Source organism: Actinoplanes sp. NPDC048988, from assembly GCF_043197815.1.
Taxonomy (GTDB): Bacteria; Actinomycetota; Actinomycetes; order Mycobacteriales; family Micromonosporaceae; genus Actinoplanes.
Window position 1 is genome coordinate 161,169 of the sequence record NZ_JBICTW010000017.1, and the last position, 20,587, is coordinate 181,755.

Annotated in this window: 18 protein-coding genes; 6 read left to right on the plus strand and 12 right to left on the minus strand. The window is 68.9% G+C overall.

From position 1 onward, the window contains the following. Window positions 1–56: 56 nt before the first annotated feature. Window positions 57–1,133: a PQQ-binding-like beta-propeller repeat protein gene (locus tag ACGFJ7_RS37605; RefSeq protein WP_392646738.1), complete on the plus strand. Its 1,077-nt coding sequence runs from the start codon at window positions 57–59 to the stop codon at window positions 1,131–1,133. A 249-nt stretch (window positions 1,134–1,382) separates the two neighbouring features. Further along, window positions 1,383–2,609, plus strand: coding sequence for an MFS transporter (locus ACGFJ7_RS37610; protein WP_392646799.1), 1,227 nt, complete (start codon window positions 1,383–1,385; stop codon window positions 2,607–2,609). A 50-nt stretch (window positions 2,610–2,659) separates the two neighbouring features. Here ACGFJ7_RS37610 and ACGFJ7_RS37615 read toward each other — a convergent pair whose 3' ends face one another. Beyond that, window positions 2,660–5,749, minus strand: coding sequence for a DUF3427 domain-containing protein (locus ACGFJ7_RS37615; protein ID WP_392646740.1), 3,090 nt, complete (start codon window positions 5,747–5,749; stop codon window positions 2,660–2,662). Window positions 5,750–5,852: 103 nt separating this feature from the next. On the opposite strand from ACGFJ7_RS37615, the gene ACGFJ7_RS37620 reads away from it, so the two are divergent. Continuing rightward, window positions 5,853–6,692: a phosphoribosylaminoimidazolesuccinocarboxamide synthase gene (locus ACGFJ7_RS37620; protein WP_392646741.1), complete on the plus strand. Its 840-nt coding sequence runs from the start codon at window positions 5,853–5,855 to the stop codon at window positions 6,690–6,692. Here the strand turns inward: ACGFJ7_RS37620 and ACGFJ7_RS37625 are convergent. Further along, window positions 6,689–6,979: a DUF3040 domain-containing protein gene (locus tag ACGFJ7_RS37625; RefSeq protein ID WP_392646742.1), complete on the minus strand. Its 291-nt coding sequence runs from the start codon at window positions 6,977–6,979 to the stop codon at window positions 6,689–6,691. The two genes, ACGFJ7_RS37620 and ACGFJ7_RS37625, sit on opposite strands and share 4 nt — an antisense overlap. Window positions 6,980–7,082: 103 nt before the next feature. Between ACGFJ7_RS37625 and ACGFJ7_RS37630 the strand changes: the two genes are divergently transcribed. Next, window positions 7,083–9,305, plus strand: coding sequence for an LLM class flavin-dependent oxidoreductase (locus tag ACGFJ7_RS37630; RefSeq protein WP_360247428.1), 2,223 nt, complete (start codon window positions 7,083–7,085; stop codon window positions 9,303–9,305). Window positions 9,306–9,355: 50 nt separating this feature from the next. Here ACGFJ7_RS37630 and ACGFJ7_RS37635 read toward each other — a convergent pair whose 3' ends face one another. Beyond that, complete coding sequence (locus ACGFJ7_RS37635; RefSeq protein WP_392646744.1) at window positions 9,356–9,502, minus strand: hypothetical protein; 147 nt, start codon at window positions 9,500–9,502, stop codon at window positions 9,356–9,358. Further along, on the minus strand, window positions 9,499–9,831 hold the full coding sequence (locus ACGFJ7_RS37640) for a hypothetical protein (protein WP_360247424.1): 333 nt from the start codon (window positions 9,829–9,831) through the stop codon (window positions 9,499–9,501). Before ACGFJ7_RS37640 ends, ACGFJ7_RS37635 begins: the two co-directional genes overlap by 4 nt. A 281-nt stretch (window positions 9,832–10,112) precedes the next feature. On the opposite strand from ACGFJ7_RS37640, the gene ACGFJ7_RS37645 reads away from it, so the two are divergent. After that, window positions 10,113–11,024, plus strand: coding sequence for a helix-turn-helix domain-containing protein (locus ACGFJ7_RS37645; RefSeq protein WP_392646747.1), 912 nt, complete (start codon window positions 10,113–10,115; stop codon window positions 11,022–11,024). An 81-nt stretch (window positions 11,025–11,105) separates the two neighbouring features. On the opposite strand, the gene ACGFJ7_RS37650 is transcribed toward ACGFJ7_RS37645, so the two are convergent. The 5 genes from ACGFJ7_RS37650 to ACGFJ7_RS37670 form a co-directional block, all read right to left on the minus strand. After that, on the minus strand, window positions 11,106–11,342 hold the full coding sequence (locus ACGFJ7_RS37650) for a DUF397 domain-containing protein (RefSeq protein ID WP_392646749.1): 237 nt from the start codon (window positions 11,340–11,342) through the stop codon (window positions 11,106–11,108). A 1,345-nt stretch (window positions 11,343–12,687) separates the two neighbouring features. After that, window positions 12,688–13,491, minus strand: a complete 804-nt coding sequence (locus tag ACGFJ7_RS37655; protein WP_360247418.1) for an SAM-dependent methyltransferase — start codon at window positions 13,489–13,491, stop codon at window positions 12,688–12,690. Between the two features lie 82 nt (window positions 13,492–13,573). After that, window positions 13,574–15,124, minus strand: coding sequence for a diguanylate cyclase (locus tag ACGFJ7_RS37660; RefSeq protein ID WP_392646750.1), 1,551 nt, complete (start codon window positions 15,122–15,124; stop codon window positions 13,574–13,576). Window positions 15,125–15,322: 198 nt separating this feature from the next. Beyond that, window positions 15,323–16,909: an MDR family MFS transporter gene (locus ACGFJ7_RS37665; protein WP_360247414.1), complete on the minus strand. Its 1,587-nt coding sequence runs from the start codon at window positions 16,907–16,909 to the stop codon at window positions 15,323–15,325. Next, complete coding sequence (locus ACGFJ7_RS37670) at window positions 16,906–17,337, minus strand: MarR family transcriptional regulator (RefSeq protein ID WP_360247412.1); 432 nt, start codon at window positions 17,335–17,337, stop codon at window positions 16,906–16,908. The genes ACGFJ7_RS37665 and ACGFJ7_RS37670 overlap by 4 nt, the downstream gene beginning before the upstream one ends. A 104-nt stretch (window positions 17,338–17,441) precedes the next feature. Between ACGFJ7_RS37670 and ACGFJ7_RS37675 the strand changes: the two genes are divergently transcribed. Continuing rightward, entirely contained in the window at window positions 17,442–18,038 is a 597-nt protein-coding gene (locus ACGFJ7_RS37675) for a TetR family transcriptional regulator (RefSeq protein ID WP_360247410.1), read from the plus strand. A 66-nt stretch (window positions 18,039–18,104) separates the two neighbouring features. On the opposite strand, the gene ACGFJ7_RS37680 is transcribed toward ACGFJ7_RS37675, so the two are convergent. The 3 genes from ACGFJ7_RS37680 to ACGFJ7_RS37690 form a co-directional block, all read right to left on the minus strand. Continuing rightward, window positions 18,105–19,568, minus strand: a complete 1,464-nt coding sequence (locus tag ACGFJ7_RS37680; RefSeq protein ID WP_392646753.1) for a cellulose binding domain-containing protein — start codon at window positions 19,566–19,568, stop codon at window positions 18,105–18,107. A 78-nt stretch (window positions 19,569–19,646) separates the two neighbouring features. Further along, window positions 19,647–20,210 carry a TetR/AcrR family transcriptional regulator gene (locus ACGFJ7_RS37685; RefSeq protein WP_392646755.1) on the minus strand — a complete coding sequence of 188 codons (564 nt, stop codon included), beginning with the start codon at window positions 20,208–20,210 and terminating at the stop codon, window positions 19,647–19,649. A 21-nt stretch (window positions 20,211–20,231) separates the two neighbouring features. After that, window positions 20,232–20,582 carry a hypothetical protein gene (locus ACGFJ7_RS37690; RefSeq protein WP_360247404.1) on the minus strand — a complete coding sequence of 117 codons (351 nt, stop codon included), beginning with the start codon at window positions 20,580–20,582 and terminating at the stop codon, window positions 20,232–20,234. Window positions 20,583–20,587 lie beyond the last annotated feature (5 nt).

A 20,587-nucleotide genomic window follows, 5' to 3' on the forward strand; every position in this document is an offset into this window, starting at 1 on the left:
GGCGGGGCCGCCTTTTCGCGTACGTTGTCTGGGTGTTTAGTCCTTTTTGTTCATCTTTGCTTCTGGCGCTGACTCTTGCGGCGCCCGGCCCGGCCGGCTGGGACCACGCCGGCTACGACGCCGAGGACAGCTTCTACAACCCGGGCGAATCCGTCGTCAACGCCGGCACCGTCGGCGGGCTCGCCCCGCGGTGGTCGGTCGCGCTGCGCGAGAAGGGGGGCGCGTGCGGCGGCCCGTCGGCGCCCCTGATCAGCGGCGGCGGCGACGGCTCGGTCATCGCCACGGACGAGAGGGGCATCTCGTCCTATCGGGCGATGACCGGGCGCCTCGCCTGGCGGTTCGACTGGGACGACCCGGATGACTCGAGCACCCCGTCGATGGCGATCTCCGGTGGCGTGCTGGTCGCCGCGAACAGCGACTGCCAGTCGATGAGCGACCCCAACGGGCGGATCGTGGGCCTCGACGTGGCGACCGGGCGGGTGCGCTGGCGGATCGCGTCGCCGGTGCCGGTGGCCTCGTTCGTCGTCGACAAGGGCGTGGTCGTGATCTCCGGCGGTTCACCCTCGGACGAGCAGGTGACCGTCGCCTACCGCGCCACGGACGGCCGTGAGGTGTGGCGCAAGGCCCTCTACGAGGCCTCCGGGGTCTCCGCGAACGGCCGCTTGCTGCTGGTCAAGGGCAAGACGACCACGGCGGTCACGATCACCTCGGGCGTCGCGTCCTGGACCAAAAATCGCATTTGGTACGCCGAGAGCGCCACCCCCGCGGCCGACCGGTTCCTCGTTTCGGACGGTACGGCGCTGACGGCCGTCCGCGCCTCCGACGGCGCCCAGCTGTGGACGGCCGAGGGCAAGCAGAGCGCGCTGATCGCTACCGACGGCCGCCGCGTGTACCGATCGGCCGAACGCACTGTCGAAGCCCTTGACATGAGCACCGGCCGGCGGGTGTGGTGGCGGCAGCTGCCCGCGGTCGCCGGCCAGCCGGTACGGGCCGGCGGCCTGATCTACACCGGCGGGGCGGTGTTGAGCGCGGCGACCGGGGCGCAGGTCGGCACCGTGGAGGGGTTTCAGATCGTGAAGGACGGGCGGGTCTTTGCGGTGTCGAAGAACCGTTTGACGGTTCTTGCGCCCTGAGTGACGAACCGGCCGGAGGCCGGTGAGGAGCCTTCGTTGCAGCTGCCCGTCGCTGGGGCGGGTTCTAACAGGTTTCGGCGGTGGCCGTGACCGCGTACCTCTGAAGTCTCCGGGTTTACAACTCCGCTGGTTGCGTGTTGGTAGTGCGGCTCGATTAGGCCGAAGCGGTCCGGGGTCACTTCCCGAACAGGCAGGCGGCGCCGAGGGACGGCGCCGCTTTCCTGTGGAGGTGCCGCCGCTTTGGCTCCGATGTTCGCGCTGCTGCGAGTGCGCAATTACCGTCTCTGGGCCGCTGCCGACCTGGTCTCGGTGGGCGGCACGTGGATGCAGGTGCTCGGGCTGAACTGGCTCATCCTGTCCGCGACCGGCTCGGCCGCCACCATGGGCCTGGTCGTCATGCTGCAGGCCCTGCCCGTGTTGCTGCTGGGCAGCTGGGGTGGCGCCCTGGCCGACCGCCTGCCGGCCCGCCCGTTCCTGATGGCGTTTCAGATGGTGCGAGCCCTCCTGGCCGTGGCCCTGCTCTTCGGCCACGCCAACTGGACCATCTACGCCGTGGCCCTGCTCTCCGGCGTGATCAGCTCCTTCGAGGGCCCGATGCTGGGCCGCTTCGGCTCGGCCCTGGTCCCCGCCGAGTCGCTGGGCTCGGCCCTGGCCCTGGGCTCGGTCCTCAGCTCGGCCGGCCGCATCGGCGGCATGGCCCTGGGCGGCGTCCTGGTCGGCATCACCGGCCCGTCGGCCCTGTTCGCCATCAACGCGGCGTCGTACCTCGCGGTCGTCGGCGCGCTGTGCCTGATGCGTACGGGCGAAATGCGCACCTTGACGGTCGCCCCCGCCTCCGCGCGCGGCATCCTGGCCGGCTTCCGCTACGTCCTGTCCCAGCCCGCCGTGCTCATCGTCCTGGCCCTGTCCTTCATCCTGGGCTCCCTGGGCCGCAACTACCAGGTCTCGATGGCCGCCATGGTCGCCGGCCCGCTGTCCGGCTCGTCCGGCTCGTACGGCTTCCTTTCGACCGTTTTCGCGGTAGGCGCCGTGGCCGGCGGCCTGCTCCTGGCCGGCAGTGGCCGCTCCACCCTGCGGGTCCTCCTGGCCACCGGCTTCTTCATCAGCGTCCTGCAGTTCTGCTCCGGCCTGGCCCCGAACGTCCTCGGCTTCGCCGCCCTGATCCTCCCCATCGCCGCCGGCGCCGTCATCTTCGACACGGTCGTCTCGACCCGAGTCCAGCTCGACACCCGAGAGGACATGCGAGGCCGAGTCCTGGCCACCCTGGGCCTGGTGTCCTCGCTCTCGGGCATGGTCGGCGCCCCGGCGGTGGGCTGGCTCTGCGACACGATCGGCCCCCGAGAGTCCCTGCTCCTGGCCGGCGCCGTAACCACAGTCGCGGCGGTGGCCGGCGCGGTAGCCCTGATCCGAGTCAAGGGCTACACCCTGTCCCCGTCCCTGGTCCTCTTCCGCCGCCCGGCGGAGCAGCCCGCCTAAGCACTTCCGAACGCCGCCCGGTCAGCAACTGAGACCGGGCGGCGCTTGCGTTATGCGACAGCTGCGGCGAAGGCCGCGAACAGGTCGCCGGAGAGGGGAATGTCCAGCTTCCAGGTCACCGCCATCGGACGCTCGCCCTCATGACTGACGTAAGTGGCAGGGCCCAGGAACCAGAACGCACGCTCGTCGGTGTTCTCGCGGGCGAAAAGCAGGATGTGCCGGTCCATCGAGGCATGCCGCTGATAGCGGCGGCCGGTCGGACTGTCCGCCGACGTCAGCGACTGACTTTCCCAGTGGATCAATTCCGGGCTGATCGCGTAATCGCGGTAGCGCGTGGTGGGCGAGAAATCCCCGCTGGTCTTGTCGAGGGTGAAGGCCAGCAGATCGGCGCCGATCGCCGCGGCGTCATAGACCCCTTCACGCCACTCCGGGGTCTTGGCGACGGCGTCATCCCGCACCGCCGCCAGCATCTCGATGCGCGTGTAGCGGCTATGAACTTGGAGCGGAACCTCGGGCAGGGCGTCGTAGGACAGGTGGGCCGGCGCGTCGTGCAACGTGGTTATCAGTTCCCGGGCCTCGGCCAGCACCTGGGGATGGTCCCAAACCAGGTTCACGGCCTCTTGCATGGACTGGTGTTTGGTCAGCACCTGGTTGCTGAGGTTCGCGACGAGCATGCGCAGCAGTCGACGCTCCGCCGTGCTCATCGTGCTTACCTCGGGCCGTTCCTCCAGGAACGGGAGGTAGCCGTCCAACCGCTTGCGGTCGTCCACGTGCAGCATGCGGCCAATGGCTCGGCGCAGCGGCTGCTCGTGCGGTCCGGCCGGCTGGACCGGAAGACCCGCGTTCTCCAGCATCTCGGACCAGGTGTGGTTGCTGGCATAGACGTCCTGCAACTCGAGGCCCGTTTCGCGCAGGTAGCGCGCGAGCGAGACCTCACCGCCGGCGTGGTGCAGGGCCCGCAGTTCTTGTACCTTGGCCGGCCACTTGGACGGCACCGCCTCGCGAACATTCCGCAGCACGATGTCCTGCGCGACCTTGTCGAGTTCCATGTGACAGCCGGGCGGTAGGAAAGGGAAGCCCTCTTCGATGGCGTGCTCAAGATCCAGACGAGTGCCGCCGAGAAGGGCCCGATAGCGTCGGTCGAAGCGGAATTCGCGTCGGTGTTGCCCCACGAAGTCGAGCACCGTGCAGAAGTTCTTCCCCGGAGCGAGGCGCAGTCCGCGGCCGAGCTGTTGCAGGAACAGGGTGGCACTGTCGGTGGGCCGCAGCATCAGCAGCGTGTCCACCAGCGGGATGTCGACGCCCTCATTGAAGAGGTCCACCGAGAAGACGACCTGGATCTTGCCGGCTTCCAAGTCGGTGAGCGCCTTCGCCCTCTCGTCGGCTGGCGTGTTCCCGGAAACGGCCACCGCCCGAAGGCCGATTTCCTTGAACTGCGCGGCCATGTGCTGGGCATGCGCGACGCTGACGCAGAAGCCCAGGCAACGGACCGTGGCGACGTCATCAACGTGGTCGACGAGCTGCTGGAAGACCAGGCGAGCCCAGGAGCCGTTGGCGATGTACTTCTCGGTGAGCGCTTCGGTGTCGTAACCCTGCCCTCGCCGCCACGGGACGTCGGTCAGATCGATGCCGTCATGGATGCCGTAATACATGAAGGGCGCGAGCCGGTGCTGTTCGATGGCGTCCCACAGGCGCAACTCGGCCGCGATCCGGTCGCCGAACCAGTGCAGAATCGGTAGGCCGTCGGTCCGTTCCGGGGTGGCGGTCAGGCCGAGCAGCTCCCGCGGCTTGAGCTTGTCGAGCAGAGCCGCATACGACGGCGCCGCCGCATGGTGAAACTCATCGACGATGATCACGTCGAAGTGATCCTCGGCCAGTACCTCCAGGCGTTTCTCGGTGAGGTTCTGGATCGAGGCGAAGACGTGGTCGAAGGCGCTCGGCCGGTCGTTGCCCACCCACAACTCGCCGAAGGCGTGATCGCGCAACGCGTGCCGGAAGGTGGCGCGACTCTTGCTCAGGATCTCCTGGCGGTGGGCGACGAAGAGAAGCCGAGCCCGAGGCAACCGCGGGCGGAGCCGGGCGTAGTCGATCGCGGCCATCACGGTCTTGCCGGTGCCGGTGGCCGAGACGAGCAGATTGCGGTGGTGCCCGTTCGTTCGGGACAGCTCAACGAGTTCCAGCAGGCGCTCCTGGAACGGTTCGAGGCGAATCTCGACCGGGCTGAGGGTGAACTGGTCGCCCTTGTCGGATTGGCGCATCCGGTCGAGCGACCGTTGGAACTGCTCTTTGGCGTACGGAATGAAGTCCGCGCTCGCCCAGTAGCTGTCGAAGACCGCCCTGATCTTGTCGATCACGTCGAGGTTGCGGGCGGCCGATACCCGAACGTTCCACTCCATGCCGGCGGTCTGCGCGGAATGGGTGAGGTTGGAGGAGCCGACATAAGCGGTGCTGAAGCTACTGTCCCGGTGGAACAGCCAGGCCTTCGCGTGCAAGCGGGTGGTGGTCGTGTCGTACGAGATGCGAATGTCGGCGCCGAGGTCGGCGAGTTCGTCCAGTGCCGCCGCCTCGGTTGACCCGGTGTAGGTGGTGGTGAGGACTCGCAGCCGACGACCACGCTCGGTGTGCCGACGCAGAGACGGCAGCAGGGGCCGGATGCCGCTCTTGCGGACGAACGCCATCACGACGTCGATGGCGTCGGCCGACTCGATTTCGCGCAGCACCTGGCTGCCCACTGTCGGCTCGCCTCGCGAGTTGGTCAGCAGGGTGGTGTCGAGGAGAGGAATCAGCGGTGACGCCGGTACATGCTCCGAGCGATCCGGCCGCCACTCCGCGACGGCAGTGAGCACCTGCCCCGGAGCCGTCGCCCGATCGGCCTTCACGTTGGCCTTCGGTAGCCGACCGTTCAGCGCGTCGGTGAGCAACTGCGCCACCTCGACCCCGACCGCGACGCGCTCGTCCTGGCCCACCGTGTCGAGGGCGCGGAGGACCTGGCGCGCGATCAACTGCGCAATGCGGTCGGAGGCATCGGCGGGCCGAAGTCCCTTTGTCTTGACGAGTTGAGGGTCTAGGTCCTGAAGTGCGGTCAGAAGGGAATCGGTGACTACCGTCTCGTACAGTCCCGCGGGGAGCTTGTCTGGCACCGCGACAGTTTGCACGATCACGGACCGACGCCCAGTCGCCAATCGGGGCCTCACTGGGTCGGATAGCGTGAGCAGGGCACACCGTCTTGGCTAAGGGGAGCACGTGGAGCTGTTGCACTCGGGGAAGATCCGGGAGATCTATGCCGATGGGGAGGACATCCTCCTGGTGGCGTCGGACCGGATCTCGATTTACGACGTTGTGCTGCCTACCGCCATCCCGGACAAGGGGAAGATCCTCACCCAGCTGTCGCTCTGGTGGTTTGAGCAGCTCGCTGATGTCGTGCCCAACCACATCATCTCCGCCACCGATGTGCCCGCTGAGTGGGCCGGGCGGGCCGTGCGGTGTGAGCGGCTCGACATGGTCATGGTGGAGTGCATCGCCCGTGGTTATCTCGCCGGGTCGGGGCTCAAGGAGTACGAGCGGGACGGCGCCGTCTCCGGGGTTGAGCTGCCGCCGGGGCTCATCGAGGGGTCTCAGCTGCCCGAGCCCATCTACACGCCCACCACCAAGGTGCCGCCGGGGCAGGGGCACGACGAGTTCATGACGTACGCCGATGTCGAGGCGAAGCTTGGCGCCGAGCGGGCCGCCGAGCTCAAGCGGATCACGCTCGAGGTGTACCGGCGGGGGTCGGAGATCGCCGTGGCCAAGGGGATCATCATCGCGGACACCAAGATCGAGCTTGGGGTCGCGAAGGACGGGTCGCTGAAGCTGGCCGACGAACTGCTCACGCCGGACGCCGCGCGGTTCTGGTCGGCCGACGAGTGGAAGCCGGGTGGGACGCAGCGCTACCTCGACAAGCAGTTCCTGCGGGACTGGGCCACCCACAACACGGACTGGGACCGTACCGAACCCGGTCCGGAAATTCCGGACGAGGTGGTCGAAGCGACCCGTAACAGGTACATCGAGGTGTACGAGCGGCTTACCGGGGAGAAGTGGCGCTAAGCGTGCTTCCGCGGCGCCGTCCACCACATCGGCGCCGGTGAGGTGCCGTTGCGCCGGTTGAACAGGTACGTCCCGTAGCCGACGGCCAGGACGGCCAGGAGCAGGCCGGTCCAGCCGCCATAGACGATGCACAGCGGCGCCACCGTCCACAACAGAATCGCGTGGGCCGTCTTGAGCCGGCGCTTGGGCCGGCTCATCCGGTCCACGCGCCGGCAGAAGCGCGGGTCGACCTCGCGCAGCTGGGTCACCATGCCGTCGAAGGCGGCCTTGTCAGTGGGGTCGAGCACGCCAGACCACCTCCGCGGGGGGATGCCGGACGGCGGCATAGATACCCACCACCCTGTGCTCAAAAACGTACGCTCCGTCACGCGGCACACCTACGATCAACATGTGGATTACGGTCACCCGCTCGAATTCGGGACGTTCATCACGCCCGTCAACAATCCGCCCAGGGCCGCTGTCGCTCGCGCGCAGCTCAGTGAGCAGCTCGGCTTCGACCTGGTCACGTTCCAGGACCACCCGTACCAGCCGGCGTTCCTGGACACGTGGACGCTGCTGAGTTGGGTGGCCGCTCAGACGGAGACCATCCACCTGGCCGGCAACGTGCTCAACCTGCCGATGCGGCCCGCGCCCGTGCTGGCCCGCGCCGCCGCCAGCCTCGACCTGCTCTCCGGCGGGCGGCTCGCCCTCGGCCTGGGCGCGGGAGCGTTCTGGGACGCGATGGTGGCCATGGGCTTTCCCCGGCGGTCGCCCGGCGAGTCGGTGGAGCAGCTCGGCGAGGCCATCGACGTCATCCGGGAGCTGTGGAACGAGGCCGACACCAACCATTTGCGGTACGCCGGTACGTACTACGAGCTGGCGGGGGCCAAGCGCGGGCCGGCGCCGGAGCACGAGGTGCCGATCTGGGTGGGCGCCTACAAACCGCGGATGCTGCGCCTGGTGGGTGCCAAGGCCGACGGCTGGCTGCCGTCCCTCTCGTACCTCAAGCCGGGTGATCTCGCCCGCGGCAATGAGCTGATCGACGAGGCGGCCACAAGCGCCGGTCGTGATCCGCGGGAGATCCGGCGGCTGCTCAACATCGGCGGGCCGGGGAAGTCGCCGGAGGAGTGGATCGGCGAGCTCGTGCCGATGGCGCTGGACAACGGCATCGCGACCTTCATCCTCGGCACTGACGACCCGCAGGAGATGCAGCGCTTCGCGACCGAGGTGATCCCGGCGGTGCGCGAGGCGGTCGGCCGGGAACGCGCCCGGGGCGGCGTGACGACCGGGCCGGTCCGCAGCGCCGCGGTGCTCGCGCAGCGGCGTGACGACATCGACTACGACGGTCTCCCGCCTTCGCTCTCGGCCGTCGAGCCCGGCGATTTCGGGTACGCCAAGGTGCGCTCCACCTACATGCGCGGCGGCTCGCCGGGTCTGGTGATCCAGCCGCGCGACGCCGGGCAGGTCGTCGAGGCGCTGGCGTTCGCCCGTGACCAGGACGTGCCCTTGGCGGTACGCAGCGGCGGGCACGGCATCAGCGGACGGTCCACGAACGACGGTGGCATCGTGATCGACCTGTCGTCGATGCGCGACATCACCGTCCTGTCGGCCGAGCATCGCCTGGTGCGGGTCGAGGCCGGCGCCCGCTGGAAGGACGTGGCCGCGGTGCTGGCGCCGCACGGGTGGGCGCTGAGCAGTGGCGACTACGGCGGCGTGGGGGTGGGCGGCCTGGCCACGGCCGGTGGCATCGGCTGGCTGGCCCGCGAGCACGGCCTGACCATCGATCATGTGCGGGCGGCGGAGATGGTGCTCGCCGACGGCAGCCGGGTCCGGGTCAGCGACGAGGAGAATCAGGAGCTTTTCTGGGCCGTACGCGGTGCCGGAGCCAACTTCGGCATCGTGACCGCCTTCGAGTTCCAGGTGGACGAGATCGGTGATGTCGGCTTCGGCCAGTTCGTGTTCGAGGCGTCGGACCCGGCCGGGCTGCTGCGGGCGTGGGGCGAGGCGATGGAGGCCGCGCCGCGCGACGTCACGACCAACCTCATCATGGGACCGCCGCGCCGGGGACAATCGCTGGCCCAGGTGTACGGGGTGGTGGACGCCGTGAAGCCGGAGACCATCATCGAGCGGTTCACGCCGATCGCGCGGATCGCCCCGCTGCTCGACCAGCAGGTGCAGTTGGTGCCGTACGCCGGGGTCATGAACGTGCCGGACGCGACACACGAGGGCCAGGGCGAGCCGGTGGCCCGATCGGGTCTCATCGACCACCTCACGCCCGGCTTCTGCGAGGCGGTGGCCGACCTGCTGGCCTCGGGAACCGTCTACTTCTTCCAGGTGCGCTCGGTCGGTGGGGCGGTCGCCGACGTACCGGAGAACGCCACGGCCTATTCGCACCGATCGGCTAACTTCTCAGTCGTCGCTTTCGGGTCCTCAAAGGACAAACTGGACGAAAAATGGGCGGCGATGGCGTCCCACTTCCGGGGCCTCTATCTCTCGTTCGAGACCGACCTGAGCCCCGAACGTGTGCACGAAGCGTGGCCGGAGAAGTCGCTCACCCGGCTCCGGGCCCTGAAGAAGCAGTACGACCCGGACAACGTCTTCCGGGACAACTTCAACATCGACCCGGTCGGGTGACACGAAAGAGCACTCGCCCGCCGGGCGAGTGCTCGAAGTGTGCCGCCGGCTCAGGAGCCGCCGGAGGCGGTGGCGGCATGCGGGACGCCGCATGTGGGGCACGGGTTGTTGGTCTGGCGGAGGCGCCAGCCCAGCCACACGCCCGACAGGAGACTCAGCAGGCCGACTACCGCGGCCACGGTGACCGCGCCGGTCATGCGGCCGAGTGGCGCAGTGGAAGGCCCGACTGGGTGTACAGGCTGCCGCGGCCGGGGAACGGCTGACGGCGGTCGACCGCCGCGTCCTCGGACGAGCGAGCCGCCACGTAGGGGGCGGTGAACGTGTCGACGCCGGTGCCGAGGTGGGCGCCGGGCCGGTAGGTGACGGTCACCGCGCGAGGCGAGGCCGCCTCGATCACTCCGGCGCGCCAGCCGTCGCGGTAGACCCACACCCGGTCGGACGGGTGGTAGCTGTCGGCGGGCGCGACGTCCGCCGGGTCCCGCTGAGGTGGGGCGATGGTGGGGGTAGCGGTCGGTGCCGTGGACATCGAGTGGACCCTCCCAGATCTCGGGGACACGGACGTCAGGGTGGTAATCACCACCACTGGAACCCCCGCATCGGCCGAGAAGCCGAACTTTCAGCACGCTCTGTCAGCAATCGGTGCGTGTCTGTCAGCTATCATCCTCGCCGACAGGTGCGTTCGCAAGGCCGGATGCACGTGCATCCGCAGTGGGCGAATGCTCTGGGCATTAGGCTTGGGATGTTTCGCCTGGGGAGATCTCCCCCTTAGGATGCTTGGGGACTGCGGCCGGCAGCCCACACACAGCTATGACGAGGAGTCAGGTGAGCGCGGGTACGCAGCAGGAGGAGGCGCCGACCGGCGGACCTACCGTCCTGCGCATCCTGCTCGGCACGCAGTTGCGCAAGCTCCGCGAAGCCAAGGGGATCACCCGTGAGGACGCCGGGTGGGAGATCCGGGCTTCCGGCTCCAAGATCAGTCGCATGGAGCTCGGCCGGGTCAGTTTCAAGGAGCGGGACGTCAACGACCTGCTGACCCTGTACGGGGTGAGGGACGCCGCCGAGCGCGAATCGCTGCTCGTGCTGGCGCGGCAGGCGAACAACCCCGGCTGGTGGCAGCAGTTCAGCGATGTCATGCCCGGGTGGTTCCAGTCCTATCTGGGCCTCGAGGCGGCGGCGACGCTGATTCGTACGTACGAGATCCAGTTCGTTCCGGGTCTGCTTCAGACGTCCGATTACGCCCGCGCCGTCATCATGCTGGGCCACGCGGGAGTCACGCCCGAGGAAATCGACCGGCGGGTCGAACTCCGTCGCCAGCGCCAGGCCATCCTCGACCGGCCGGGCGACGCGCCACAGCTCTGGGCGGTGATCGACGAGGCGGTGCTGCGCCGGCCGATCGGCGGCATCGACGTGATGCGGGCCCAGATCGAGTTCCTGATCGAGGCGGCCAAGAAGCCGAACGTGCGGCTCCAGATCATTCCGTTCCACGCCGGCGGTCACGCGGCCGCGGGCGGGCCGTTCGCGATCCTGCGCTTCCCCGAGCCGGAGCTGCCCGACGTCGTCTACGTCGAGCAGCTGACCAGCGCGATCTATCTGGACAAGCGCGAGGACGTCGACCAGTACGCGATGGCTATGGAGCGCGTCTGCATCGACGCCGAGCCGCCCAACCACACGCCGGAGATCCTCGGCAAGCTGCTGCACGAGATCGGCCGACCGGCCTGACGGCTTTTTTCGGGTTTCACACTAGAGGCGTACGAGCTGCAGTCTCGTACGCCTCTAGTCTTTGGTCTTTTTGACCTGTTCTCAGGCGAGCAGGTTGTCGAAGTCGCCGTCGCGAACTCCGCCCAGGAACGCCTCGATCTCGGCCGGGGTGTAGATCAGGGCCGGGCCCTCGGGGTCCCGAGAGTTGCGCATGGCCACGTCACCGTTCGAGAGAACGGCAGCCTCGACGCAGTTGCCGCTGGGGTTGCTGCGCCGGCTCTTCTGCCAGGTGACACCCTCCAACTGCCCGGCGGGGATGCCGTTAACCGCGTGCGTCATGTGAAGCTCCCTTGGTTTGCTCCGGTCGGGGATCGTCCGGAGGCAGATGCTCTCCCCTGAGCAATCAATGCCTCACACGTTGTGCAAATGCACGTGCATTTGGCCTTGCGTACTCACGGGATTGTGAGCATGATAACGCACGTACGCATACTCTTGGGGGTCACTAAGGGTGACATCTTTGAGTGACTGATCGGTCGCGGAAACGGCGTCTGCGGCCTCGGCGCGAGGCTCCTTGGCGGGGGCGTCCGAGCGAGAGGTACCACAATGTCCGTTCCCAACATCGGCCCGGAGCACTTCGGGGCCGACCCCGAAGGGGCCGAGGGTTCGCGCCGGGGCAACCCGGCACCGCTCTACCGTGACGAGACAGTGACCGACGACGTAACCGCGGCATCCACCCGCGCGAGCGCTGTGACCCACCGTTTCGGGGGGATCAGGTACGCCCTGACCCGCCCCGGAACCCCGGCGGCAGACCGCCCGCCGTCCACTGAGGAGGATGGTTCCGACACACACGAGTGACCAGTTGTCGTCATGCCTCAGCCACGAATGTCCCACGCGCGGCCCGGCGGTCACGCACGGTCGGCGGCGGCACGGCTCGATTACGCCTCGTGAGGCGGAGTTCTCCTATGTACTGCCTAATGGATACCCGTTATTGGCGCCTTGTAAACAACTGAATTGGTGGACGTGACGCCGTAACGCCCACTCCAGCGCCTCTGGGCGCCGCCAGGCTCCGGCCGGGCGGTCCGGTTCCCCCGTGCCGGATCGCTCGGCCGGTTGGCTTCCCACCCGCTTCGCGATGCGGCCTTCGCGCCCGCTTCGCGATGCCGCCTTCGCGCCGGCTTCGTGACGCCGCCTTCGCGCCGGTTTCGTGACGCCGCCTTCGCGCCGGTTTCGTGACGCCGTCTTCGCGCCCTCTTCGCGCCGGCTTCGCGACGCCGCCTTCGCGCCCGCTTCGTGACGCCGCCTTCGCGCTCTGTCCAAGTCGGCAGCAGACGGCGAGGCCCAATAAACAGACGGGGCTTGGGGCGTCGAGGCTTTCCGCACTTCGGGCTCGTCGGCTCGGCTCAGCCCTCATCGGGCACCGGTGTGCCTTCGGGCAGCGTCTGACCGGGCTGGTTCTATGGCTTTCAGGCGGCGTCGGCTGGGCTTCCCGCGCCGCGCCGCGCGGGTTTACGGCTTTCGGGCCTTGCCATGGCGGCCGGGCGCTGCGCGCTGGGTGGCTTGCGGCTTCTGCGCCGTGTCGGGTGGGCACGCGGCTTCCGCGCCGCGTTCACGGCTTCCGCCCGCACGGGCGGGTTCTGGGTGACGCGTGCTGGGCCCAGGGCCTGCGGCGGCGGCGGTGGTGGGTTTACGGCTTTCGGGCTACGCCGGCCCAGTAGTAGGCGGCCTGGGGGTTGTCGATCTGCTCGTCGGGGCGCCAGCTTGAGACGGGCACTACGCCCGGCTCCAGCAGCTCCCAGTCGCCGAAGAGGCGTTCGACGGCCTCCTTTGTGCGGGCGACCAGAGTCATGCCCGCCCCGGTTGCCGCGGCGACCGCCTCGGCCACCTCGTCGGGGGCGAAGTCGGCCGTTGGGTGAGTGATGGCCAGGCAGCTGCCGGAGGGCATCGCGTCGCGCAGGGCCGCCACGCTGGACCACGGGTCGTCCCGGTCGGCGATCAGCATGAGGATGGCGATCAGGGTGAGGCCGATCGGCTCGTGGAAGTCGAGCGTTTCCCGCAGGACCGGATCTTCGAGCAGTGAGGCCGGATCGCGGATGTCGGCCGAGATGTACTCGCTGCGGCCCTGCTCCGTGCTGATCATCAGGGCGCGGGCGTGTACCAGCACGATCGGGTCGTTGTCCACATAGACCACCCGGGCCGTGGGGTCGATCCGCTGGGCCACCTCGTGCAGGTTGGGGCGCGTCGGTATGCCCGTGCCGATGTCGAGGAACTGGCGGATGCCTTCCTTCTCGACCAGGTTGCGGGCCGCTCGGTGGACGAACTTGCGGTTTTCCCCGGCCATGTAGCGCATGCCCGGGATCGCCTTGATCATGGCGTCGCCGACGGCGCGGTCGACCGCGAAGTTGTCCTTGCCGGCCAGCCAGTAGTCGTAGATGCGGGCGGAGTGCGGCACGTTGATGTTCACGCCGGGGGGTGCGACCTCGTCGTCCACGACCGTCTCCTCTTCGCCGAGCGGGGGTCCGTCGGTGCGGAGTACAGCGTAGCGGTCCTAATTGATCAAATTCAGTGCCAGCTCAGGCCGCCGCGGCGTGGCTTCCGCGGTGGACCACGCGGTCCCGGCCGGCGTGTTTGGCCGCGTACAGGTTGCGGTCGGCCAGCGACAGGACGTTGTCGCTCTCGGTCTCGGCCAGCCCGGCGACGCCGACGCTGATCGTGACCGGCAGGCCCCGGGTGAGCGAGGTCCAGTCGTAGCGGCGTACCGCCCGGCGGATGCCGTCGATCTCGGCGGCGGCCCGGGCGACGGAGCGGCCCGGCAGGACCATCACGAATTCCTCGCCGCCGAGCCGGGCCACGAAGGCCTCCTTGCAGATCGCCGCCAGCTCCGTCTCGAGGAGTTTCGCGACCTGGACGAGTACCTGGTCGCCGACGTCGTGCGAGAGCTGGTCGTTGATCCGCTTGAAGTGGTCGAGGTCGATGATCGCGACGACCAGGCCGGGGTCGGTGTCGATCAGGCCGGGCAGCTGCTCGTCGAGGTAGCGGCGGTTGCGCAGGCCGGTCAGCGGGTCGCGCCGGGCCTGCTCGCGGAACCTCTCGGCCTCCTGGCGGGCCTCGGCCGTCTCGAACAGCGCCTGCCGGGTGCGGGCCTGGGCCTCGCGCTGCCGGGAGTGCAGGTTGGTGAAGGCCGTGAAGAAGATCTTGTGGGTTTCGTACGCCTGGGCGAACTCACCGCGGGCCGCGTGCAGCTCGGCCTGCTCCTGATGCACCCGCACCAGCACGTCGGCCAGTTCACGCTCCTCGCACAGGCTGCGGCAGGCGTCGAGGCTGGCCTGAGCCCGGTCGTACGCCTCGAGGCCGCGCTGGGCTCGGGTCAGGGTGAGCAGGTATTCCGGGAGCGCGTCGGCGTCGTCCTCGCGGCCGGCCAGATGACGGTCGATGCAGGCTTCCAGTGTGCGCTCGGCCTCGGCGTACCGGCCCCGGCCGATCTCGATCAGGCCGATGGTGTCGAGCAGGGAGGCGTCGAGCTCGAAGCCGTGCTCGGCCGCGTGGCGCTGGAGGCGCTGGGCGACCCGCTCGGCCATCTCGTGGTTGCCGGCGGCGTACTCGGCGTACGCGAAGTTGTTGAGGACCGCGAGCCGCAGGTCCTGCCGCCCGTACTCGATCGCCAGCCGTTCGGCCTGCTCGAAGCGGTAGCGCGCGGCGTCGATGGAGTGGCTGAAGGCCAGCGCGTCGGCCAGCTTGACCCGGTGCCAGACGCGCATGTGGTCGGTGGCCGTCTCGTCGAGCAGCTCGACGCTGAGCACGGCGTGCTCCAGGCACTGGGCCGGGTCACCGAGGTGGCGGTGGATGTTGGACCAGACCAGGTGGGTACGGGCGGTGAGCTGCCGGGCGCCGTTGTCGACCGCCCACTGGTGCACCTTCCAGATGCGCTGGGCCGCGCCCGCGACGTCGCCGGCGCGCATCCGCAGGTTGGCCTGGCTGAGCCGGGCCCGGGTGGCGAGCAGTTCGTTGCCGAGCAGGCGGGCCTGCCGTTCGAGCCGGACGGCCCGGTCGAGCATCGCCTCGGCGTCCCAGTTGATCTCGTCCTCGAGTTCGAGCAGCGCGGCGGAGAGACTCTTGGCGTCCACCGGCCACCTCCCTTTCCCTTCCGACTATCGGCAGCGCGGGCATGGGGATGAGGATGATCAGCGCTCCGCTTCCGAAGGTTAGCTCTGTGTTAGCCCTGAGTTCCATGTCTACCGGCGTGACGATTGTCGCCACTGCTGTAACGAGCCGGATACAGAAAGATGCGGCACCCTGCGGGGTGCCGCATCTTCGAAGGGAAATCAGCGGGCGAGCGCCTCTTCCTTGGTGGGCGTCGAGGCGGCGGGGGCGTCGACGTCGACCGTGGTGCGCAGTGCGATCGGCTTGAGGAAGGCCGCCGCCACCACACCGACCACCGCGACCGCCGCCGAGATCAGGAAGATGTGGCCGGTGGCGTCGCCGTACGCGGCCCGGACGATGTGCTGCACCGCGTCCGGCAGGGCCGACAGGTTCAGCGTGCTGACGCCGCCGCCGGAGCTGCTGCCGCCCGAGACGCCGGCGTTGGCCAGGTCGGTGGTGATCGTGTCGGTGACCCGGCGGGCCAGGACGGCGCCCAGGACCGAGACGCCGATCGTGCCGCCGAGCGAGCGGAAGAAGGCGACAGTGGAGCTGGCCGCGCCGATGTCCTTGAGCGACACGGTGTTCTGCACAGTCAGGACCAGGTTCTGCATCGACATGCCGACGCCCGCGCCGACCAGGAACATCGAGGCGCCGACGTACCAGAGCGGGGTGTCGTGGTCGAGGAAGGAGAGTCCGGCGAAGCCCGCGACCAGCACGATGGTGCCGGCCAGGATGTACGGCTTGATCTTGCCGTACTTGGTGATGAGGCGACCCGAGATGGTCGACGAGATCAGGATGCCGCCCATCATCGGGATGGTCAGCAGGCCGGCCTCGGTCGGGCTGTAGCCGCGGCCGATCTGGAAGTACTGGCCGAGGAAGACGGCGCCGCCGAACATCGCCATGCCGACCGAGAGGCTGGCCAGGATGGCCAGGGCGGTGTTGCGCTTGGCCACGATGTCGAGCGGGACGACGGGCTCGGCGACCCGCTTCTCGGTCCAGACCGCGGCGGCCAGCAGGACCAGGGCGCCACCGACCATGGCGGCGCTCTGCCACGAGATCCAGGCGAACGAGCTGTCGACGAACGAGACCCAGACGAGCAGGACGCTGACGCCGGCCGCGATCAGGGACGCGCCGAGGTAGTCGATCTTGACGTTGGCGCGGCGGATGACCTCGAGGTTGAGGGTCTTCTGGAGGACGACCAGCGCCACCACGGCGATCGGGGCGCCGATGAAGAAGCACCAGCGCCATCCGAGGTCGCTGTCCACGATCAGGCCGCCCAGCAGCGGGCCGCCGACGGTGGCCAGGGCCATGACGCCGCCCAGGTAACCGTTGTAGCGGCCGCGCTCCCGCGGCGGAATCATCGCGGCGATCGCCACCTGGACCAGCGCCTGGACGCCGCCCATGCCGAGGCCCTGGAACGCGCGGGCGGCGATGAGCTGACCGGCGGTCTGTGAGAAGCCGGCGATGATCGAGCCGAGCACGAAGACGACGATGCTGATCTGCACAAGCAACTTCTTGCTGTACAGGTCGGCGAGCTTGCCCCAGATGGGCGTCGAGGCGGTGGCGGTCAGCAGGGTGGCGGTGACCACCCACGTGTACTGGGTCTGTGACCCGTCGAGCGCGCCGATGATCGTCGGCAGCGCGGTCGAGACGATGGTCGAGCTGGCCATCGCGACGAAGAGCACCAGCAGGAGGCCGGAGAGGGCCTCCATGATCTGGCGGTGTGACATGGCGCCCGGTCGGGCGCCGGTGATGCTTGGGGCGCTCATCGCGCAGCCTCCATCAGATCGTCGGTGAAGCGCTGAAGCATCGTCGAGAGGGCGCGTCGCTCCTCGGGTGTCCAGTCGCGCAGGGCATCGGCAAGCTGCCGATGGTGGTAAGTCATGACGTCGTCGAGGACCTGCCGGCCCCGATCGGTGGCGGCGAGCACCGCGGCCCGGCCGTCGGCGGGATCGGCGGCCCGCTCGACGAGTCCGGCCTTGACCAGCGCCGCCACCGAGCGGCTGACCGTCGAGGGGTCGAGGGCGCACTCGGCGGCCAGCGACTTCACGTGGGTGCCACGGCCGGTGGCGATCATCGCGAGGGGGCCCAGCGTGCCGGGCGGCAGGGCCGCGCTGTGCGGGGCCAGCCTGCTCTTGAACACGCGGATGGCCCGGAGCAATTCCTGCATCTGCGTCGACAGCGCGTCATGGTTCACGGTCGCCCTCCCCGTTTGATTGCCACATGCAACTATCCGCTCAACATGCCCAGTGCGCAAGTTTTCTCATTGAGAAGCGAGTCACACGCCGGTACTCTCATGTCATGAGCACCACGGCCGAGCCCGGACTGCGCGAACGCAAGAAGGCCGCGACCCGTCAGGCCCTGCATGACGCGGCGATGCGGCTGGCGATAGAGCACGGCGCCGACCGGATCACGGTCGAGGCGATCGCCGACGAGGCCGGCGTCTCCCGCCGTACCTTCTCGAACTACTTCAGCAGCAAGGAAGAAGCCTTGCTGTACGGCGACTATCAGCGCATCCACTCGATGATCGCGCTCGTGCGGGCGCGGCCGAGCGGCGAACCGGCGTGGGCGGCGCTCACCGCGGCGGCCCACCAGTTCTACCTGGAGCTGGGTGACGTCGACCCGCAGTGGGTGGCGCGCAGTCGCCTCGTGCGAACCCAGGCCTCGCTCGTGGGGGCGCAGGTGCAGACCTTCGCGGCGCTCGAGCGCGAACTCTCGGCCGAGATCGCCGTGCGGTTGGGCGAGGACCCGACGGGCGTACGGGTGAAGATGACCTCAGCCGCTTTTCTCGCGGCCCTGCGGGTGGCGTTGCACATCTGGCTCGACCGGCCCCCGGGCACGAGCCTGTGGGACCTGGTCGCGGAGGCGCTGGCCGAAGCGGGACGCGGGTTCGCCTGAACCAAGAAGCGTGACTCCGGGTGGGGGCCCGGAGTCACGCTCTTCTTGGGGATGGGAAGAGGGTTGTCAGCCGGTGAAGCCGGCGAAGATCTTGCTGAAGTCGAACGGCGACTGAGCCACGTTGGTGCACTGGAAGAGCGCGCCGGTGCAGGCGTTCTTGTCGCGGTTCGTCTCCCACATCGAGACGAATCCGATGTGGTTGGTGCTGGCGAACGCGACCAGGTCACGGGCGTCGGCCAGGCCGAAGACGCCGTTGTCGTCGTTGACGCCGATCATCGGGGTGACGCCGACCATCTTGAAGGCGGCCGCGTCGCTGTTGCCGTAGAGCGACTTGATCTGGTCCTTGGTGGACTTCACAGCCTGGATGGCCAGGTCGCCGTAGTCCTGACCGGCCCGGCCGTAGTCCATCGCCATGATGTTGACCAGGTCGAGGTCGACGCCGGCGTTCTTGGCCGAGCGGACCACGTTGAGGCCGTCAGCGGTCAGGCCCTCCGGCAGCACCGGCAGGGTCAGCGAGATCTTCAGGCCGGGGTTGGCCTTCTGCAGCGCGGCCAGGGCGGTCGAGCGGCGGGCGATGGTGGTCGGGTCGGCCACCGCGGCGCCCTCGATGTCGAGGTCGATGTATTTGAGGTTGTACGCGCTGACGACGGCCTGGTATTCGGCCTGCAGCGCCGAGACGCTGGTGCAGGCCTGGGCCAGCTCGATGCCGGTGGCGCCGCCGAACGAGACCTTGACGTCGCCGCCGCCGGAGCGGACCGCGGCGATCTGGTCGGCGAACTGCTTGGCCCGCGGGTCGAAGGCGTTGAACCAGCTCGCCTTGCAGCCGGCGCTGGTGACGAAGGCCAGGCTGAACGACTTGGTGTTGCCGCTCTTGCCCAGCTGCGCGAGCGTGGTGGTGCCGTTGGAGAGCAGTCCCATGTCGACGTACGGCGCGAAACCGACATTTCCATTATTTCCCACGGGAGGCGCGGCGGTGGCCGGCGGCGTCGTGGGTGCCGTGGTCGGGGGCTTCGTCGGGGTGGTGGTGGGAGCGGTGGTCGGCGGCTTGGTGGGAGCGGTGGTGGGCGGCTTGGTGGGTGTGGTCGTCGGGGCCGTGGTCGCCGTACCGCCGCCGCAGGAAGCGCCGTTGATGGTGCAGCTCGTCGGGGCGCCGCTGCCGGTCACGATGAAGCCGAACTGCGCGGTCGCGCCGGCCGCGATCGTCGGCGCGTAGCCCGGGTTCTTCGCCGTCGACACGCCGTTCGAGGTGGTGACCGTGGCGTCCCAGAAGCTGCCCAGCTTGGCGCTGGACGGCAGCCCGAAGGCGAGCTGCCAGCCGGTCACCGCCGCGCTCGTGCCGTTCGTGATCGTGTAGCGGGCCTGGTAACCGCTGCCCCAGTCGCTGTCCTTGCTGAAGGTGGCGGTGAGGCCGCCCGTCGCGGCGGTGGTGCCGGCCGGGGTGGTGGCCGCGACCGCCGCGCCGACGCCGCCGGCCACGGCGAGGACCGCCGCCGAGGCGTAGATGGCCAGACGCAGACGGCTGCGTTGCATGGGTTGACTCCGATCGCAGGGGGTGACGACGGAAGTCGAGTCTTGTCCGCTGCGCGTTAAATGACCTTGCTGAGTGCCTTAAACATCCTTAAATGACAGGCCGTCAACAACCAGTGACAGGTGCCTTCTCCACACCGCCGGATCGGTCGAGCTGCGCAGCACCCCGGCGTTGGCCCGCATGAGCAGGCTGATGTCCTGCCGGGTGAAGTCGGCACGGAGCCGGCCCGATTCCTGCGCCCGGCGGATCACCTCGGCGGCGCCGCGCTGCGCGGTGGCCTTCAGCGTGATCAGGCGCTCGTCGTCGTCGAAGCTGCTGGTCACCAGGATCTCGGACAGGCCCCGGTCGGTCGCCTGGATCTCGAAGAGCCGGCTCACATATCCGACGAAGCCCTGCCACGGATCGGGATCGGCCAGCGCGGCCTCGGCCAGCTCGACATAACCGGTCATCTGGCCGGCGAAGACCGCGGCGATCAGATCACGCCGGGTCGGAAAACGGCGGTACAGGGTGGCATTGCCGACGCCCGCGCGCCGGGCGATCTCGTCGAGCGAGGCGTCCAGGCCCTGCTCGCCGAAGACCTCACGGGCGGCGGCGAGCAGAGCAGCGCGGTTACGCTGCGCATCGGCTCGTAGTCGATCTGCCATGGTGCAAAGGGTAACGGCGGCCTACTGCTCGTAGAGACCGGGGAAGAAGCGATCGGTAGCGGTCACGTCGTACACCTGCCGCACCTCGGTGATCCGGTTGTTCTCGATGCCCAGGAACTCGATCATGCGGACCGTGCCGAACGGCGCCACCAGGTCGTAGAGCAGCGCCGCGCCGTCGTCGGCGTGGGTCTGCTCGACCACTGTCACCGTGTCGGCGAAGGCGGCGATGCGGTGCAGCGTCTGCACCAGTTCCTCCTCGTCGACCGGGGCGTCGAGGTTCCACTCGATCTCCGCGTCGGGCGCGAGCAACTGCCGCGCCGCGACCCGGTCGTCGCTGGTCCACGACTTCGTCCAGAAGCTGACGACGTCCATCGCGC

Coding starts and splice junctions, on each gene's coding strand:
- ACGFJ7_RS37610 (WP_392646799.1), top strand. CDS start 1,383: ATGTTCGCGCTGCTGCGAGTGCGCAATTACCGTCTCTGGGCCGCTGCC.
- ACGFJ7_RS37635 (WP_392646744.1), bottom strand. CDS start 9,502: ATGACCGGCGCGGTCACCGTGGCCGCGGTAGTCGGCCTGCTGAGTCTC.
- ACGFJ7_RS37640 (WP_360247424.1), bottom strand. CDS start 9,831: ATGTCCACGGCACCGACCGCTACCCCCACCATCGCCCCACCTCAGCGG.
- ACGFJ7_RS37645 (WP_392646747.1), top strand. CDS start 10,113: ATGACGAGGAGTCAGGTGAGCGCGGGTACGCAGCAGGAGGAGGCGCCG.
- ACGFJ7_RS37650 (WP_392646749.1), bottom strand. CDS start 11,342: ATGACGCACGCGGTTAACGGCATCCCCGCCGGGCAGTTGGAGGGTGTC.
- ACGFJ7_RS37665 (WP_360247414.1), bottom strand. CDS start 16,909: ATGAGCGCCCCAAGCATCACCGGCGCCCGACCGGGCGCCATGTCACAC.
- ACGFJ7_RS37675 (WP_360247410.1), top strand. CDS start 17,442: ATGAGCACCACGGCCGAGCCCGGACTGCGCGAACGCAAGAAGGCCGCG.
- ACGFJ7_RS37680 (WP_392646753.1), bottom strand. CDS start 19,568: ATGCAACGCAGCCGTCTGCGTCTGGCCATCTACGCCTCGGCGGCGGTC.
- ACGFJ7_RS37685 (WP_392646755.1), bottom strand. CDS start 20,210: ATGGCAGATCGACTACGAGCCGATGCGCAGCGTAACCGCGCTGCTCTG.
- ACGFJ7_RS37690 (WP_360247404.1), bottom strand. CDS start 20,582: ATGGACGTCGTCAGCTTCTGGACGAAGTCGTGGACCAGCGACGACCGG.